This window comes from Methylopila sp. Yamaguchi, assembly GCF_002897035.1.
Lineage (GTDB): Bacteria > Pseudomonadota > Alphaproteobacteria > Rhizobiales > Methylopilaceae > Methylopila.
In genome coordinates this window covers 67,778-83,432 of the sequence record NZ_BAUX01000002.1, presented here as the reverse complement: position 1 = coordinate 83,432, position 15,655 = coordinate 67,778, and the positions used below count along the sequence as shown (strand labels likewise).

12 protein-coding genes and 2 tRNA genes are annotated in these 15,655 nt (G+C 70.9%); 6 read left to right on the top strand and 8 right to left on the bottom strand.

Going from position 1 to position 15,655, the window contains the following annotated elements:
- Positions 1-2: 2 nt before the first annotated feature.
- From METY_RS02570 to METY_RS02560, 3 genes are read right to left on the bottom strand one after another with little or no spacing between them, the layout of a single operon-like run.
- Positions 3-893 (bottom strand): DUF1365 domain-containing protein, encoded by an 891-nt coding sequence (locus METY_RS02570; protein ID WP_255400801.1) that lies wholly within the window; start codon positions 891-893, stop codon positions 3-5.
- Positions 890-2,182 carry an NAD(P)/FAD-dependent oxidoreductase gene (locus METY_RS02565; protein ID WP_103120119.1) on the bottom strand — a complete coding sequence of 431 codons (1,293 nt, stop codon included), beginning with the start codon at positions 2,180-2,182 and terminating at the stop codon, positions 890-892. The genes METY_RS02570 and METY_RS02565 overlap by 4 nt, the downstream gene beginning before the upstream one ends.
- Before the next feature lie 11 nt (positions 2,183-2,193).
- Complete coding sequence (locus METY_RS02560) at positions 2,194-3,660, bottom strand: cryptochrome/photolyase family protein (RefSeq protein WP_103119839.1); 1,467 nt, start codon at positions 3,658-3,660, stop codon at positions 2,194-2,196.
- A 156-nt stretch (positions 3,661-3,816) separates the two neighbouring features.
- Between METY_RS02560 and METY_RS02555 the strand changes: the two genes are divergently transcribed.
- Complete coding sequence (locus METY_RS02555) at positions 3,817-4,614, top strand: cobalamin-binding protein (RefSeq protein ID WP_103119838.1); 798 nt, start codon at positions 3,817-3,819, stop codon at positions 4,612-4,614.
- On the opposite strand, the gene METY_RS02550 is transcribed toward METY_RS02555, so the two are convergent.
- Together METY_RS02550 and METY_RS02545 are read right to left on the bottom strand one after the other, a co-directional pair.
- A complete protein-coding gene (locus tag METY_RS02550; RefSeq protein WP_103119837.1) occupies positions 4,586-5,197 on the bottom strand; it encodes a class GN sortase in 612 nt (203 codons plus the stop codon). The two genes, METY_RS02555 and METY_RS02550, sit on opposite strands and share 29 nt — an antisense overlap.
- Positions 5,194-7,455, bottom strand: a complete 2,262-nt coding sequence (locus tag METY_RS02545) for a marine proteobacterial sortase target protein (protein WP_103119836.1) — start codon at positions 7,453-7,455, stop codon at positions 5,194-5,196. The genes METY_RS02550 and METY_RS02545 overlap by 4 nt, the downstream gene beginning before the upstream one ends.
- Positions 7,456-7,631: 176 nt before the next feature.
- On the opposite strand from METY_RS02545, the gene METY_RS02540 reads away from it, so the two are divergent.
- Complete coding sequence (locus METY_RS02540; protein ID WP_103119835.1) at positions 7,632-8,393, top strand: helix-turn-helix domain-containing protein; 762 nt, start codon at positions 7,632-7,634, stop codon at positions 8,391-8,393.
- Positions 8,394-8,473: 80 nt separating this feature from the next.
- Here METY_RS02540 and METY_RS02535 read toward each other — a convergent pair.
- The 3 genes from METY_RS02535 to METY_RS02525 all read right to left on the bottom strand — a co-directional run bounded on the left by METY_RS02535 (position 8,474) and on the right by METY_RS02525 (position 9,318).
- Positions 8,474-8,548 (bottom strand) — tRNA-Asn (locus METY_RS02535).
- 83 nt (positions 8,549-8,631) lie between these two features.
- Complete coding sequence (locus METY_RS02530) at positions 8,632-9,105, bottom strand: PEGA domain-containing protein (RefSeq protein ID WP_103119834.1); 474 nt, start codon at positions 9,103-9,105, stop codon at positions 8,632-8,634.
- Positions 9,106-9,244: 139 nt separating this feature from the next.
- Positions 9,245-9,318: transfer RNA gene (locus METY_RS02525), tRNA-Cys, on the bottom strand.
- Positions 9,319-9,512: 194 nt separating this feature from the next.
- Here METY_RS02525 and METY_RS02520 point away from each other — a divergent pair.
- From METY_RS02520 to METY_RS02505, 4 genes are all read left to right on the top strand, one after another.
- Entirely contained in the window at positions 9,513-10,157 is a 645-nt protein-coding gene (locus tag METY_RS02520; RefSeq protein ID WP_103119833.1) for a protein-L-isoaspartate O-methyltransferase family protein, read from the top strand.
- A gap of 241 nt (positions 10,158-10,398) precedes the next feature.
- The gene (locus METY_RS02515; protein ID WP_244593492.1) at positions 10,399-11,793 is read left to right on the top strand and encodes a TolC family outer membrane protein; all 1,395 of its coding nucleotides are present in this window, start codon (positions 10,399-10,401) and stop codon (positions 11,791-11,793) included.
- Positions 11,794-11,949: 156 nt separating this feature from the next.
- Positions 11,950-12,594 (top strand): PopZ family protein, encoded by a 645-nt coding sequence (locus METY_RS02510; RefSeq protein WP_103119831.1) that lies wholly within the window; start codon positions 11,950-11,952, stop codon positions 12,592-12,594.
- 339 nt (positions 12,595-12,933) lie between these two features.
- Positions 12,934-15,639, top strand: a complete 2,706-nt coding sequence (locus tag METY_RS02505; RefSeq protein WP_103119830.1) for a valine--tRNA ligase — start codon at positions 12,934-12,936, stop codon at positions 15,637-15,639.
- The last annotated feature ends 16 nt before the right edge of the window (positions 15,640-15,655 follow it).

Below are 15,655 nucleotides of genomic sequence, written 5' to 3'. Positions count from 1 at the left end.
GTTCATGGCGCGGTCGTTTCCCGGACGGTCGGCGCCACGGCGCGGTCTTGAGGGCGGCGAGCCCCGCGCCCGTGGCGTATGGGGCCTGGAGCGTCGTGGCTCGCAGGCGAAGGGGGAGGGTCATGGTCCACGAGGCGCGCGCCCTTGATCCAAAGCTTAAGCGCCTCCCAGTGGATGCCGGCGAAAACCTTGAGCGTCATCAACGGCATGGCGCCGCACAGCCGGAGCAGCGCGCCGTCGGTCAAGGCCCGGCGCTCGCCGGCGAAGGTGGCGGAGAGGATCGGCCCTTCGGCGTCGCTCTCGAGGATGCGCAGGCGCACGCTTTCCGTCGGCGGGCGGATGCGGAAGGCGTAGCGCATCGCGGTTTCGAGGAAGGGCGAGACGTAGAACAGCTTGTCACGCTCCTGACGGAGCCCGGCTTCGGTGAGTTCGCCGTCCTTGACCGGAGCGACATAGGCGTGCCGCTCGCCGAAGGTGTTGGTCACCTCGTAGACCACGGCGGCGAGGGCGCCCGCGTCGTCGTAGCGCCAGTAGACGCTCAGGGGATTGAACACGTAGCCGAGGATGCGGGGGTAGCAGAGCAGCAGCACGCGGCCGCCCTCCGGGTCCTGTCCGGCTCGCGCCAGCAGGCCGCGGACATGGGTCGACAGCGAGGAGCCGTCGCCCGGCCCGTGGTCCGCCTCGTGGAAGCTCGCGAGATTGAAGCGGCCGACCGAGAACAGGCGCGCGGCGCGACAAGCGACGTCAAGCCGGTCCAAATCGATCAACAAGGCGAACACCCGGTAAACAAACCGGTTAACAAACGGCTTCAGGCGCGCGTGCATAACCGCGCCCGGGTAGAGCGACGCGGCGGCCTCCGGCGGCCGAAAACTGGGCGCCTCGTATCCCGTCACTCCGCGGCCTCGGCGAAGCTCGGCGCGCGCCACGGCGGCGCGGCTCCCAGAGCATCCGCCACGGCGAGGCCCGATGACAAGCCATCTTCGTGAAACCCGAACCCGGTCCAGGCGCCGCAGAACCACGTCCGGCGCTTGCCCTGGATCTCAGGGAGCCGCCGCTGGGCCGCAAGCGCTTCGGCGTCGTACTGCGGATGGTCGTAGCGGAAGCGCGCGAAGGCCAGCGCCGGGTCGGGCTCGAACGGCGGGTTCAGCGTCACGAACAGCGGGCGTTCGGGATCGACGCCCTGCAACTCGTTCATCCAATAAGTCACCGCCACGTCGCGGGCGGCGACGGCGGGATCGGTCCGGCTGCCGAGGTAGTTCCAGGCCGACCACACCGCCTTGCGCCGCGGCATCAGGCGCGCGTCCCTGTGCAGCCACACGTCATTGGGCCGGTACCGGATTGCGCCCAGCACCGCGCGCTCCGCGTCGCTGGCGTCGGTCAGCAGGCGGAGCGACTCGTCGGTGTGCGATCCCAGGATCACCTGATCGAACCGCTCCGCCCGGCCGGCGGCGTCCGTCACGGTGACGCCGAGGTCGTCGCGGGCGATCGACGCCACGGGCGCGCCGAGGCGCAGCCGGTCGCGCAACGGCGCGTTGAGCTTCTCGACGTAGGACCGGCTGCCGCCTTCCACCGTGCGCCAGATCGGACGCTCGGTGTTGATCAGCCGGTGGTTGGCGAAGAAGGCGACGAAGCTCTCGGCGGGGAAGTCCAGCACGTGCGCCGCGGGGGTCGACCAGATCGCGGCCGCCATGGGAGCGAGGTAGTCCTCGCGGAAGCGCCGGGCGAAGCGGCGTCGGTCCAGCCAGTCGCCGAGGCTGAGGCCGACCAGCGCGCCGGCCGCTTTGTCGGCGACGCAGAGCTTGTTGAACCGCATCACCTCGCGCAGCATCCAGAGATAGGACGGCGCGACCAGGTTGCGGCGCTGGGCGAACAGGGCCCCCAGCGTCTTGCCCGACCACTCGAAGGCGCCCCGGTCGAGCGAGAGGCCGAAGCTCATCTCGGTCGCCTTGGTCGCGACGCCGAGATGGTCGAACAACGCGGTGAGGTTCGGGTAGTTCAGGCCGTTGTAGACGATGAACCCGGTGTCGACGGCGATCCGCACGCCGTCGTAGTCGACGTCCACCGTGTGGCTGTGCCCGCCGGGACGTGGTTCGCGCTCGTAGACCGTGACGTCGTGGCGGGGGTGGAGCGCGAAGGCCGCGCCGGCGCCCGAGATGCCGGAGCCGACGACGGCGATGCGCAAGCGGGACGTCGTCATTGATCTTTGATCCGGCCGAAGGCTTTGAGGGCGGCGTGGCGCGCCGCGTCGTGGTCGACGATGCGCTGGGGGTAGGTCTCGCCCAAGGTCACGCCGGCGCGCTCGAGAACCTCGCGCGGCGCGTCCCAGGGCTCGTGGATGTGCTTCTCAGGAACGTCCTTCAACTCGGGGACGAAGGCGCGCACGTAGTCTCCCTGCGGGTCGAATTTCTTCCCCTGAAGCGAGGGGTTGAACACCCGGAAGTACGGCGCCGCGTCGGCGCCGGATCCCGCCACCCACTGCCAGCTCGCGGAATTGTTAGCCGGGTCGGCGTCGACGAGCGTGTCCCAGAACCAGTCCTCGCCCTCGCGCCAGTCGATCATGAGGTCCTTGATCAGAAACGAGGCGCAAAGCATCCGCACCCGGTTGTGCATCCAGCCCGTGGTCCAGAGCTGCCGCATGCCCGCGTCCACGATCGGAAAGCCGGTCAGGCCCTTCCGCCAGGCCTTCCGATGCGCAGGGTCCGGGGTTTTCCAGGGGAAGGCGTCGAACCGCGCATTGAAGTTCTTTGTGGCGAGGTCCGGGTTGCTGTGGAGCAGGTGGTACGAGAACTCCCGCCACCCGAGCTCCGAGCGAAACTTCTCGACGTCCGTCGCCGTCGCGTCGCCCTCGGCCTTCGCACGCTCGACCGCATGCCACAGCTGATAGGGGCTCACCTCGCCGAACCGCAGATGGGGCGACATGCGCGACACGTGCGGCTGGTCCGGCCGGTTCCGGCCCTCCGCGTAGCCGCGCAGGCCGTGGTCGATGAACTCCGTCAGCGCCTCGCGCGCGCCAGTCTCCCCCGGCGTCCAGGCCTCCCGCAGCCCGCCGGCCCAGTGGGGCGTCGTCGGCTCCAGGCCAAGGTCGTCGACCGTCAGTCCCTTCAGCGCCGGCGCCGCGGTGATCTCGCCCTTGCGCGGCTTCGGCAGCGGCGCCCGCGGTTCGCCCTTCGCCATGCAGGCGCGCCAGAACGGCGAATAGACCTTCAGAGGCCCGCCGGCCTTGGACGTGACTTCCCAGGGTTCGAACATCAGGCGCGCGTTGAAGCTCTCGACCTCGCGGCCGTCCTTGCGCAGGCTTTCCTTGAGAGCCGCGTCGATCTGGTTCTCCGCCGCGACGTAGCGCCGGTTCCACAGCACCGTATCGGCTCCGGCCTCCTCGACGGCGGCGGGCACGACCTCGGCGGTCTTGCCCCGGCGGATGACGAAGGGCAGGCCGATCGTTTCGCAGTCCTTCGCAAGCGCACGCAGCGATTGGGCGAGCCACCAGCGCGAGGCCCCGCCGAGCGGCCGCTGGCCTGGGGTGGCGTCGTCGAACACATAGAGGCCAAGCGCCGGTTTGCCCGAGTCCAGGGCGGCGCGGAGCGCGGGATTGTCGGCGAGGCGCAGATCCTCGCGGAACCACACAAGCGCGCAGGACGAAGACTTTCCGGACGAGGGCATCGGACTCGCGGGCGGGGACGAGGGGGATCTTCCAAGCCTACGGCTGCGGCCGGGCGACGGATCAGTCGGCGGCAGGCCCGCGCTGGTCCCGTCATGGCGGCTCCGCTAGGTCTGGCCCCACGTCCCAAGGCGCCGCGAACCTGAAGAGGCGACGAGATGCGCTGCTTTCCCCCCGAGCGGATCGTATGCCTGACCGAGGAAACGGTGGAGACGCTGTACCTCCTTGGCGAGGACAGGCGGATCGTCGGGGTCTCCGGCTACGCCGTCCGCCCTCCGCAGGTGCGGCGCGAGAAGCCGCGCGTCTCGGCCTTCACCTCCGCCGACATCCCCAAGATCCTCGCGCTCGCGCCGGACCTCGTGTTCGCGTTCTCGGACCTGCAGGCCGAGATCGTGGCGGAGCTCCTGCGGGCGGGCGTCGCCGTCCATGGCTTCAACCACAGGGACGTCGCGGGCGTCCTCGCGATGATCCGCTGCGTCGGCGCGCTCGTCGGGGCGGGGGAGAGGGCCGAGCGTCTTGCGGAGGGCTACGCCGCGGACCTCGCGGCCCGGCGGGCGCAAGTCGCGGGGAGGGCGCGGCCAAAGGTCTATTTCGAGGAGTGGGACGAGCCGATGATCAGCGGCATCGGCTGGGTGTCCGAACTGGTGGAGGTGGCCGGCGGCGACGACGTCTTCGCAGCTCTCGCGCGCAACGCCGCGGCGAAGGACCGGATCGTCTCGTCCGAGGCGGTGATCGCCGCCGCGCCGGACGTGATCCTCGCCTCGTGGTGCGGGAAGAAGGTCTCGCCCGCGAAGATCCGCGCGCGACTTGGCTGGGACGCGATTCCCGCGGTGCGCGACGGCCGCGTCTTCGAGATCAAACCGCCGCTGATCCTCCAGCCGGGTCCCGCGGCGCTCACGGACGGCCTCGCGGCGATCGTAGCGGCGCTCAAGGACGGCGTTCCGCCGAGGCCGTGACCGGGGCGTCCTCTATCTCCGTCGCCTCGACGACGTAGCGCAGAGGCCCCGAGACGCGCGCGCCGAAGGGCCAGCAGGTCGCCAGCGCCAGCCCGCGGCCGGCGGCGTTCGGGTCAATCCCGGATCGGTCCCACGATGCGACGCGAGCGCCCGTCATCCGGAACCGCGCCGTCCGGCCGTCGCGCCGCGTCACCTCGATGAGGTCGCCGACCACGAGATCGGCGAGAAAGGCAAAATGCGTGTCGCGGTGGGCGGCGTAGACGGCGACGCCGTCGTCGCCGGCTTCGGGCGTGCCAGGCGCCCAGCCCGGACCGAACGCCAGCGCCTCGCCGCTCACGCCGGACAGCGCCACAGTGCTGCGGCCGAGTCGCGGGACGGAGATGCGCGCGACCGGCCAGGTGTCCGCCCAGCCCCATGCCTTTTCCGGCCGGCCTTCGCTCAGCGTGCGGGCGAAGGCGCGGTCGAGCAGGAGCTGCGCCAGCGCCGCCTTCGCCGGGATCCACAGGCCCTGCGCCGCGAGCGTCAGGCCTGCGAGCGTCAGGACGGCGACGAGCGCCGTCCTGAGCGAAAGCCGCCGGGTCACGCGCCTCGCTCCCGCCGGCGGGCGACCGCGGCCAGAAGGGCGACGCCCAGCAGCCCGAGGCCCGCGAGCAGGCGCAGCTCCGCGTCGGTCGCGGTCTGCGGTAGGGAGACCTCCTGCGCGGCGGCGACGGCGACGGGTTCCACGAGATCGGCGCGGCGCATGGGGGCTGCCGGCGCGCGGGGACCAAACACCTTCTCGAAGTCCCAGCCGGCCGGCAGGTTGAGGGGCACGTCGGCGCGGTCGAGCAGCGCGTCGGCGGCCCGGCGCGGAGCGGCGTCCACGGCCACAAGGCTCGTGAGACGGGTGACGAGATGGTGCTCCAACGCGAGCCGCAGGATGGCGGCGTCGGCCTTGTCCGGCGTCAGCGCGGCCGTGGTCCGCGCGACCTCGGCGTCGTCGATCTTCCGCCGAGCCCAGAGCTTGGAGACGCCCGCGCCCGGCGCGGCGTCCGCAAGGTTCAGCGTCTCCCGCCACGGCTGGCCGCCGATCGCCCCGCGGATCTCCATCGCGCCCTCGGCGCGCGGCAGGCGCAACGCCATCACGAGAGGCTCGCCGCGGTAGACGTCCGGGAGGATCGCCGGCGTCACGTCGGCTGCGCCGCCGGGGATCGTGAGCGAGAGGTTGGTGACCGCCGGGCTCTCCAGCTTTCCGAACAGGGCCCGCATGTTGTCCTCGACCTGCGCGGACGAGCCGATGTGGGTGAAGGTCCCGCGGCCAAGCTCCGCGGCGCGGCTCATCAGGTGGCTGTTGGGGGCCGAGCCGATGCCGACCATGAACAGCCGGCTGCGGCCGCGGCTCGAGGCGATGGCGTCGAACATGCGCTGCTCGTCGGCGACCGCGCCGTCCGTCAGGAACACGATCTGGCGCAGGAAGCGCTCGTCGGCCGGCCGGGGATCGTTCAGCGCGGCTCTGAGCGCCGGCAGCATCTCCGTGCCGCCCTGGGCCTGCAGCGCGTCTACGAAGCGGAGCGCTCGCGCCACGTTGGCCTCGGTCGCGGGCAGCGCGTCGGCGAACAGCGTGTCCATGGTGTCGTCGAAGCGGATCACGTTGAACCGGTCGGCCGGCTTCAGGCGGCCAAGGGCGAAGGCGAGGCTGGCCTTCGCCTGCGCCATCGACGGGCCGCTCATGGAGCCGGAGTTGTCGATGACGAACACCGCCTCGCGCGGCGTCTCGACCGGCGCAGCCTTCGCCGCCGGGGGCGTGACGTAGGCCAGCAGGTAGTCGGCGTCGCCGACGCGCTCGCGGAACAGGCCGACCGAGGGCGCCGTCGCGGGCGCCGCCGTCCAGCTCAGCTCGAAGTCGCGGTCGGCGGCGACCGGACCGGCCAGCGTCACCAAGCGCCGGTCGGGGGAGGGCGCCTCGGTCCGCACGGCATGGTGCGCGCTCTCGATCGTCGCGACGGGAAAGCCCGCCTGAAGCCGCACGGTAATCGTCACCGGATTCGTGGGCGTCGAGGTCGCGGGGTCGCGCACGGGCGGCGTGACGCGGTCGCGGTCCGGAACGGGATCGCCGCCGCGCGCCGTCTTGGACGGGGATCCGTCGGACACGGTCTCAAACCCGGCCGCTGCGGGCGCGTAACGCGGCGCGACGACCAGGGGGATGCGCAGCGAGGACACGTCGCCGTCGCGGCGCACCGGCGCCTGGTACTCGATCTGCACCACCACCGTCTCGCCCGGCCCGATGTTCGCAACCGAGTTGGTGAACATGTTCGGCCGCTCCTGCTCGGTCAGCGCGGCGGCCTGGCCGGAGCGCTTGGCCTGCTCGTAGATGGCCTTGGCCGCGGCCCGCTCCCTGACCTCCGCCACGACCACGCGGCCGCCGACGACCATCCGCATGGCGTCCACCGCGCCGTTCTCCGGCAGCGGGAAGACGTAGACGCCCTCGATCCAGCCCGAGCCGGGGTTGACGAAGGCCTGCGTCACCCGCGTGCGCTGGGTCGGGCCGCTGACCGTCACGTCGTAGTCCGCGCGCACCGCGGGCGCTTCGACATAGGCGCCGGGCGTCGCGCCCTTCAGCAGCAGCGCGCCGGCCCGAGCCGTCGCCGGCGTGACGACCGCGCTCTCCGCCGCACGGCCGGCGGCGGCCATGGCGAGCAGGCCGCAGAAGCTCGAGGCGAGCACCACGAACAGCGTCGCCAGCGCGATCAGGAAGCGCCGGACGGACCCGCGGCCCTGGTCGAGCCGCAGCGGCGGGGTCCGGTCCGCGGCTTGCCGGCGAGCGGCGCCGGACGAGGTGAAGGGATAGCAGGGGAGGGTCATCGCAGGCGCTCCACAGGAGGATCGCGGCCCGATCGGCCGCCCCTCCGTCGTGGCCCGGAGGACCTGCGCCGCACGAGCGTGATGATCGGCAAGCTTCCGGCGCGCTCCGCCTTGTCCGGCGGACGGCGGCGCGGCACTGTCGCGGCGTGTGCGGTTTTGTGCGGAACGGTGCGGATATGGACGGGACGCCGGGGGCGGACAGGGAGATCGCGGGCGCGGCGGCCCAGGCGCTGGCGCTCCGCGTACGCGAGGAGCTGGCGCTGCGGCGGATGTCCCGGCAGGGGCTCGCCGACCTCGCCCGCATCAGCATCTCGACGCTCGAGAAGGCGCTGTCCGGCCGCCGGCCCTTTACGCTCGCGAGCGTTATCCGGATCGAGGACGCGCTCGGCTTGCGGCTGCGCGAGGGTCCGGCGCCGTCCGCCGCCGCCCGGAGCGAAGCCTCCGCGCCCGACTCGCTGGGCGCCTACTCCCGCCCTGCCGTGCGCTGGCTCGAGGGCGCCTACCTCACGCTGCGCCCCTCCTTCGGAGACGCCCACGCCGTCTACGCCTACCGCACCGACATCCTCTGGAGCGACGACGCCAGCCGTCTCGTGTTCGTAGAGCGGGAGCGGCTCGACGCGCCCTATTCGCAGTCCGGCGAGGTGGCGGCCCCGCACCAGTCCGGCCACCTCTACCTCGTCACCAACCGCCACGGGCAGCACCGGCTGATCACGGTGGGCCGGCCCACCATCGACGGCGCGATGTACGGCGTGCTGTCGACGCTGCTCGCAGGCCCCGGCTCCCAGCTCACGCCGATCGCGGCGCCCATCGCCTTCGTGCGGGAGACGGACTGGAGCGCGGCCCCGCTCGGCCGCGTGCGCTCCGGCGACGCGGCCTACGCCGCCTGCCGCGAACGGCTCGACCGGGTGAAGGGCGAGGGCTTCGCGCTGTTCCGGTGAGCCCTAAACGCAAACATCCCCGGACGCGCGGGCGTCCGGGGATGTTTGGATCGAAGCGGACCAGTCGCCTGGCCTGAAACTGGCTCCTCGGGCAGGATTCGAACCTGCGACAACTCGATTAACAGTCGAGGGCTCTACCGCTGAGCTACCGAGGACCGCGAGAAGCGCGCCGCGCTCTCGGGAGGCCGCGCCTATAGCAGAAGATTCGACCGGGCGCCAAGCCGCTTTCGCGACGGAGTTACGACGCGGGCTTCGTTTCCGCCTGCGCGACGGGCTTGGACGCGGGGCTGGAGGCGGGCGCCTTCTTGCGGCGCGGCCCGGGCGCGGACGCGGGCGCCTCGGGCTGGAGAGCGAGCACGATCGGATTGGGATAATGCTCGAGCGTCGCGCCGGTCGCTGCGTCGACGCCCATGCCGATGACGCCGCCGACGAGCACGTTGCCCGCGAAGCCCGCCGCGCCGGAGCCCGCGATCCGCGTCTTCACCGGCATCGTGGCCTCGCGGTAGCCCGGCTTCGACGCCGTCACGATGAACTCGTCCTTGCGTCCGACCGTGAAGGTGCAGGGGCTGGACGGGCAGCTGTGGTTCATCGACGTGCGGACGCTGGCCCCCGCCGGCTCCGTCGTGACCGTGACCTGGTTGGTGGAGCCGCGCGTGATGCTGGCGCAGCCCGCGAGCGATGCCGCGGCCGCGATGATGAGAACGAAGCGCATGAGTACCGATTCCCCCGAAACGGCCGCGCACCTGCGGCGGCCGATCAGGTGGATGACGGACGGGAGCCGATTCGCACGACAGTGAAACTGCGTAGTCGTCGAGAGATCAGCAGACTGTGGCGGATGCGCCGCTGAGAAGTGGAGGCCACGCCCGGAATCGAACCGGGATACAAGGATTTGCAGTCCTCTGCGTAACCATTCCGCCACGTGGCCTCGTGCGAGATGCGGCTGGGGTTCGAGACCCGGCGGATGCTGCTCGCGGAACGGCGGCTCTCCATAGCCTGCAGGTCGGGCCATCGCAACACGCGAATGACGCGGCGCGCTTGCCTGACGCGGCGCGGCGCCGCAGATAGGACGTCGCGGCGCGGGGCTGGCCCGGCGCCAGGACCGTTCGGAGACGAGACGTCATGTCGGATTTCGCGCGCCTCAGGCAGGGCATGGTCGATTGCCAGATCCGTGTCGCGGACGTGACCGATCCGCGGGTCATCGCCGCCTTCTCCGAGACGCCGCGCGAGAACTACATGCCCGCCGGCCGGCGCGACGTCGCCTATCTCGATTCGCGCGCGCCGCTCGGCGGCGGCCGCGAGATGCTCGACCCCATGACGCTCGCCAAGCTCATCCAACTCGCCGATCCGCGCGAGGGCGAAACCGCGCTCGTCGTGGGCGCCGGGCTCGGCTATGCGGCCGCAGTGCTTTCGCGGCTCGTCGGCGTGGTGACCGCGGTCGAAAGCGATCCCGCCCTGGCGGCGGAAGCGCGGACGAATCTTGCGGTCGACGGCGTGACGCTGGTCGAGGGGCCGCTGCCGGCCGGCGCGCCCGCGGGCGCGCCCTACGATCTCATCTTCATCGAGGGCGCGGTGGAGGACGGCCTCGGCGCTCTCGCCGCGCAGCTGAAGCCCCACGGGCGCATCATCGCGCCGGCGGGCCGCACGCGGCCGACGAAGGCCACCATCTTCCGCCGCAACGGCTCGGAGCTCGGCGCGGCGCCGGCGTTCGACGCCCATGCCGCGGTTCTCCCCGGCTTCGCGGCCGAGGATGTGTTCGCGCTCTAGGCGCGGACTTCACCTCCGCGTGAGCCGCTGTGGCGCCGCTGCGTCACAGGTCGTGACTTAATGGTTAACGGCGCGCCTGGGTCGTTTCCATGGCGGGACGGCGCCGGTAGGATCGCCGCCGGGACGCGTCACGACGCGCGACGGGATTCTCATGCCGCCGCTGCGCACGAAATTCGGTGAGTATATGTCGACGAGCGACTCGTATCGTCTCCGCCAGCGACGTGCGCTAGGCGTCGCAGCGATGGCCGTTCTGGCCGCGCTGTCGTTTGGGGGGACGTCCGCTCAGGCCCAGACGCTTGAGGGCGCGTTAGCGCGCGCCTATCAGGGCAATCCCAATCTGAACGCGCAGCGCGCGCAGGTGCGCGCCACGGACGAACAGGTGCCGCAGGCGCTCTCGGGCTACCGGCCGACGATCAGCGCAGCCGTGGACGCTGGATTTCAGCGCGACCGGACCAAGGGTGTAAATTCAAGCTTCGAACAGACCCCTGCCGGCTTAGCTCCAGTTCGCGAGCGCTACAATTTAATCGAGAACAGCTATCCCCGTGGCGCCGGCGTCACCGTCGAGCAGAACGTCTTCAACGGCTTCCAGACCAAGAACTCCGTCCGCCGGGCCGAATCGAACATCCTCGGCGCGCGCGAGACCCTGCGGAACAGCGAGCAGAACATCCTGTTCGACGCCGCGCAGGCCTATATGGACGTGCTGCGGGACTACGCGATCCTCGACGTCCGCAAGAACAACGTGCAGGTGCTGGAAGAGGAGCTGCGCGCCGCGCGCGAGCGCTTCCAGGTCGGCGAGGTGACGCGCACCGACACGGCGCAGGCCGAGGCCGCGTTGCAGGGCGCTCGCTCCGAGGTCAGCGCCTCCGAGGCGCAGCTCAACACCAGCCGCGCCACCTACCGTCAGGTCGTGGGCGAGGACATCGCACGGCCCCGAGCGGCGAAGTCGATTGATCGCCTGCTGCCGAAGTCGCTGTCGCAGGCCATCGGCCTCAGCCAGGCGCAGCATCCGGCGATCCTCGCCGCGTTGCACGGCGTCGACGCTGCCAACCTCGACATCCGCGTGGTCGAGGGCAACCTGCTGCCGTCGCTCAACCTGCAGGCCTCGTTCCAGCGCCGCTACGATCCGGGTTCGTCGATCAACCACACGACGTCTGGGTCCATCGTCGGCCAGCTCACGATCCCGATCTACGAGGGCGGCACCGTCTACTCGCAGGCCCGGCAGGCCAAGGAGACGGCGGGGCAGCGTCGGCTTGAGGCGGACGTGTCGCGCGATCAGGTGCGGCAAGCCGTCGTCTCCGCCTGGGGCCAGGTCGAAGCCACCACGGCGCAGATCAAGTCCGCGCAGGCCCAGATCGAGGCGTCGCAGACGGCGTTGAACGGGGTGCGCGAGGAGGCCAAGGTTGGCCAGCGCACCACGCTCGACGTGCTGAACGCGCAGCAGGACCTTCTGAACGCACGGCAGTCGCTGATTACCGCTCAGCGCGACCGCGTCGTGGCGACCTACGCGCTGCTGTCGTCAGTCGGCTGGCTGACGGCTGAGCGCCTGGGCCTGCAGGTCGCGCGCTACGATCCGAACGTCCACTACGACCAGGTGCGCGACAAGTGGATCGGCCTGCGCACCCCGGACGGCCGCTGACCAGCGCGAGGCTGTGGGCGACGGGCCGCCGCCGCTTGTGAGCCGAGTCGACGGCGCCATACTCACGGAAATCCGTGCGCGGCCGGGCGATTCGTGCCGGGCCGCGACGGTTGTGGTCGCGTCGAGGGGCGGCTGCGCGAGTGAGAGGACAGACGGATGAGCACTGCCGCGAAGGCTCACGAGCCGACGATGGAGGAAATCCTGGCCTCGATCCGTCGCATCATCTCCGATGACGAGCCGGCGCCGGCGAAGGCCGAGCCGCTGAAGGCGCCGGAGCGCATGGAGGCGGAGCCGTCCGGCTCGCTCGGCCAGGACGATATCGACGCCATGCTCGCGTCGTTCGACGCGCCGCCGGTGCCGCAAGCGGCGCCGCTCGAGAAGCCCGCGGCTGCTGCGAAGCCCGCCGTGGAGGCGAAGGCGCCGCTCCGCCCGGTAATCGTCGAGGCCGCGCCGGAGACCGATCCGCAGATCGACGATCTCGACGTCTTCGAACTCACGGACGAGATGACGGCCGAGCCCGAGCCGGAGCCGGAGCCCGCGCCGGCGGTCTTCAGCCCGCGCCCCGCCGCGCGGGAGGTGGTTGGGGACCGGTTGATCTCGGAGCCGGCCGGCGAGGCCGTCAACGCCGCCTTCGGTTCGCTGGCGCACACCATCCTGTCGCAAAACGCCAGGACCCTGGACGACCTCGTCAAGGAGATGCTGCGGCCGATGCTCAAGGCGTGGCTCGACGACAACCTGCCGCCGCTGGTCGAGCGCCTTGTGCGCCACGAAATCGAGCGCGTCGCTCGCGGCGGCCGCTGAGGGCCGTCAAAAGGCCGGGGGTCGACTGTCACGACGATGTCGTGCGTGCTTCGAGAGGCCGCCTTAGGGTGGCCCCTTAGCACGAGGCGTTTGCGTTTCCAGCAGATGAGAGCGATCTCGTGCTGAGGCGCCCGCCTCTTGACGAGCATCTCGAAGCACGCGCTTCGGCCGGAACGCGAATTTCCAAACGGATCCCGAGAGGCGGGCGCGAACTGCGGTTCCGAGGCGCAGGGCGATCGCTGCCTACCTCCCGAGATTGACACCCCCGCCGCGCTTGGGGTTCAACGCGCGCGGGCCGTTCGCGGCCCGCAGGTTTTCAAGCGCGTCCGAGGCCGTCCCATGCTCGACAAGACCTATTCGCCGGCCGACATCGAGCCGCGGATCGCGGCCCGCTGGGACGAGGTGGGCGCATTCAAGGCGGGCGCGGGCGCGGAGCCGGGCGCAGAGCCCTACTGCATCGTCATCCCCCCGCCGAACGTCACCGGCTCGCTCCACATGGGGCACGCGCTGAACGACACGCTGCAGGACATCCTCGCGCGCTTCGAGCGCATGCGCGGCAAGGACGTGCTGTGGCAGCCTGGGATGGACCACGCCGGCATCGCCACCCAGATGGTCGTCGAACGCCAGCTCGCCGAGCGCCAGCAGCCCGGCCGGCGCGACATGGGGCGCGAGAAGTTCGTCGAGCGCGTCTGGGAGTGGAAGGCCGAGAGCGGCGGCATGATCCTGAAGCAGCTGCAGCGGCTCGGCGCCTCCGCCGACTGGTCGCGCGAGCGCTTCACCATGGACGAGGGCCTGTCGCGCGCGGTCGTGAAGCTGTTCGTCCGCCTGCACAAGGACGGGCTGATCTATCGCGACAAGCGGCTCGTGAACTGGGACCCGAAGCTGCTCACCGCGATCTCCGACATCGAGGTCCAGTCGGTCGAGGTGAAGGGCCATCTCTGGCACCTGCGCTATCCCGTCGAGGGTTCGACTGAGTCGATCGTCGTCGCGACCACGCGACCCGAGACCATGCTGGGCGACAGCGCGGTCGCCGTGCACCCCGACGACGAGCGCTACAAGCACCTCGTCGGCAAGTTCGTCGTCCTGCCGCTCGTCGGCCGGCGCATTCCGATCATCGCGGACGAGTACTCGGATCCGGAAAAGGGCACCGGCGCGGTCAAGATAACGCCGGCGCACGACTTCAACGACTTCGAGGTCGGCAAGCGTCACAATCTGCCGCTGATCAACGTGCTGACGCCGGACGGCCGCCTCGCGCTGCTCGGCAATGACGCGTTCCTGGACGGCGCGCCGGAGACGCTCGACCTCGATCTCATGATGTCGCTCGACGGGCTCGACCGCGCGGACGCGCGCAAGCGCGTGCTGGCGGTCCTCGAAGAGCTCGGCCTTCTGGTCGAGACCGAACCCCATGTCCATCAGGTGCCGCACGGCGACCGCTCGGGCGTGGTGATCGAGCCCTATCTGACCGACCAATGGTACGTCGACGCCGGCAAGCTCGCGGTGGAGGCCATGGCCGCCGTCCGCGACGGCCGCACCCGCTTCATTCCCGAGAACTGGTCCAAGACCTACTTCGAGTGGATGGAGAACATCCAGCCCTGGTGCGTCTCGCGCCAGCTGTGGTGGGGCCACCAGATCCCGGCGTGGTTCGGGCCGGACGGCGCCATCTTCGTCGAAGAGACGGAAGCCGAAGCGCTCGCGGCCGCCGAGGCCCACTACGGAGCGCCGACGGCGCTCACCCGCGACGAGGACGTGCTCGACACCTGGTTCTCCTCCGCGCTGTGGCCGTTCTCCACCATGGGCTGGCCGGACCAGACCCCGGAGCTCGAGAAGTACTACCCCAACGCCGTGCTGGTGACGGGCTTCGACATCATCTTCTTCTGGGTCGCCCGGATGATGATGATGGGCCTCTACGTGATGAAGGAGGTGCCGTTCCGCGACGTCTACATCCACGCCCTCGTCCGCGATGAGAAGGGGGCCAAGATGTCGAAGTCGAAGGGCAACGTCATCGACCCGATCGAGCTGGTCGACGCCTACGGCGCGGACGCGTTGCGCTTCACGCTGGCGGCGATGGCCGCGCAGGGCCGCGACATCAAGCTCGCCCGCGCCCGGGTCGAGGGCTACCGCAACTTCGCGACCAAGCTCTGGAACGCCTCGCGCTTCGCGGAGATGAACGGCTGCCGTCCAGTTCCCGGCTTCGATCCGTCCTCGGTGAAGGAGACCGTCAACCGCTGGATCCTTGGCGAGGCCTCGAAAGCGGTCGCCGAAACCACGGCGGCGCTGGAGGCCTACCGCTTCAACGAGGCGGCGGGCGGGGCCTACCGCTTCACCTGGAACGTCGTCTGCGACTGGTATCTCGAGCTGGTGAAGCCGGTGCTCCAGGGCGAAGGGCAGGGCGCGGAAGCCGCGGAGACCCGCGCCACGGTCGCCTTCGTGCTCGACGAAGTGGTGAAGCTGCTGCACCCGTTCATGCCCTTCGTCACGGAGGAGCTGTGGGACGCCCGCGCCGGCGACGCTCCCCGCGCGAACGTGCTGGCGCTCACCCGCTGGCCGGCGCTGGAGGGTCTCGGCGACGCGGCCTCCGAGTCCGAGATCGGCTGGCTGGTCGAGGTGGTGACGGAGCTGCGCTCGGCCCGCGCCGAGATGGGCGTGCCGGCCTCCGCCACGCTGCCGCTGGTGGTGGTCGGCGGCGACGGCGAGACTCGCGCCCGCGCGATGCGGGCGGCGCCGACGCTCGCCCGCATCGCGCGTGTCTCCGCGGTGTCCTTCGCCGACGAGGCCCCCAAGGCGGCGATCCAGCTCATTGTCCGCGGCTGCGTGGTCGCCGTGCCGCTCGAAGGCGTGGTCGACATCGCCGCCGAGAAGGACCGGCTCGCCAAGGAGCGGGCCAAGACGCAGGGCGAGATCAAGCGCATCGACGGCAAGCTCGGCAACGAGAGCTTCGTCGCCCGTGCGCCGGAGGAGGTGGTCGAGGCCGAGCGTGAGAAGCGCGCGGATTACGCCGCCCGACTCGCCAAGATCGAGGCGGCGCTGACGCAGCTGGGCGGCTGAGCGTCCGGCCGCGCCC

Bases quoted from the DNA above. Each gene is read 5' to 3' on its own strand.
- METY_RS02560 (WP_103119839.1), bottom strand. From the start codon at position 3,660: ATGCCCTCGTCCGGAAAGTCTTCGTCCTGCGCGCTTGTGTGGTTCCGC.
- METY_RS02515 (WP_244593492.1), top strand. From the start codon at position 10,399: ATGGCCGTTCTGGCCGCGCTGTCGTTTGGGGGGACGTCCGCTCAGGCC.
- METY_RS02555 (WP_103119838.1), top strand. From the start codon at position 3,817: ATGCGCTGCTTTCCCCCCGAGCGGATCGTATGCCTGACCGAGGAAACG.
- METY_RS02540 (WP_103119835.1), top strand. From the start codon at position 7,632: ATGGACGGGACGCCGGGGGCGGACAGGGAGATCGCGGGCGCGGCGGCC.
- METY_RS02510 (WP_103119831.1), top strand. From the start codon at position 11,950: ATGAGCACTGCCGCGAAGGCTCACGAGCCGACGATGGAGGAAATCCTG.
- METY_RS02545 (WP_103119836.1), bottom strand. From the start codon at position 7,455: ATGACCCTCCCCTGCTATCCCTTCACCTCGTCCGGCGCCGCTCGCCGG.
- METY_RS02530 (WP_103119834.1), bottom strand. From the start codon at position 9,105: ATGCGCTTCGTTCTCATCATCGCGGCCGCGGCATCGCTCGCGGGCTGC.
- METY_RS02520 (WP_103119833.1), top strand. From the start codon at position 9,513: ATGTCGGATTTCGCGCGCCTCAGGCAGGGCATGGTCGATTGCCAGATC.
- METY_RS02505 (WP_103119830.1), top strand. From the start codon at position 12,934: ATGCTCGACAAGACCTATTCGCCGGCCGACATCGAGCCGCGGATCGCG.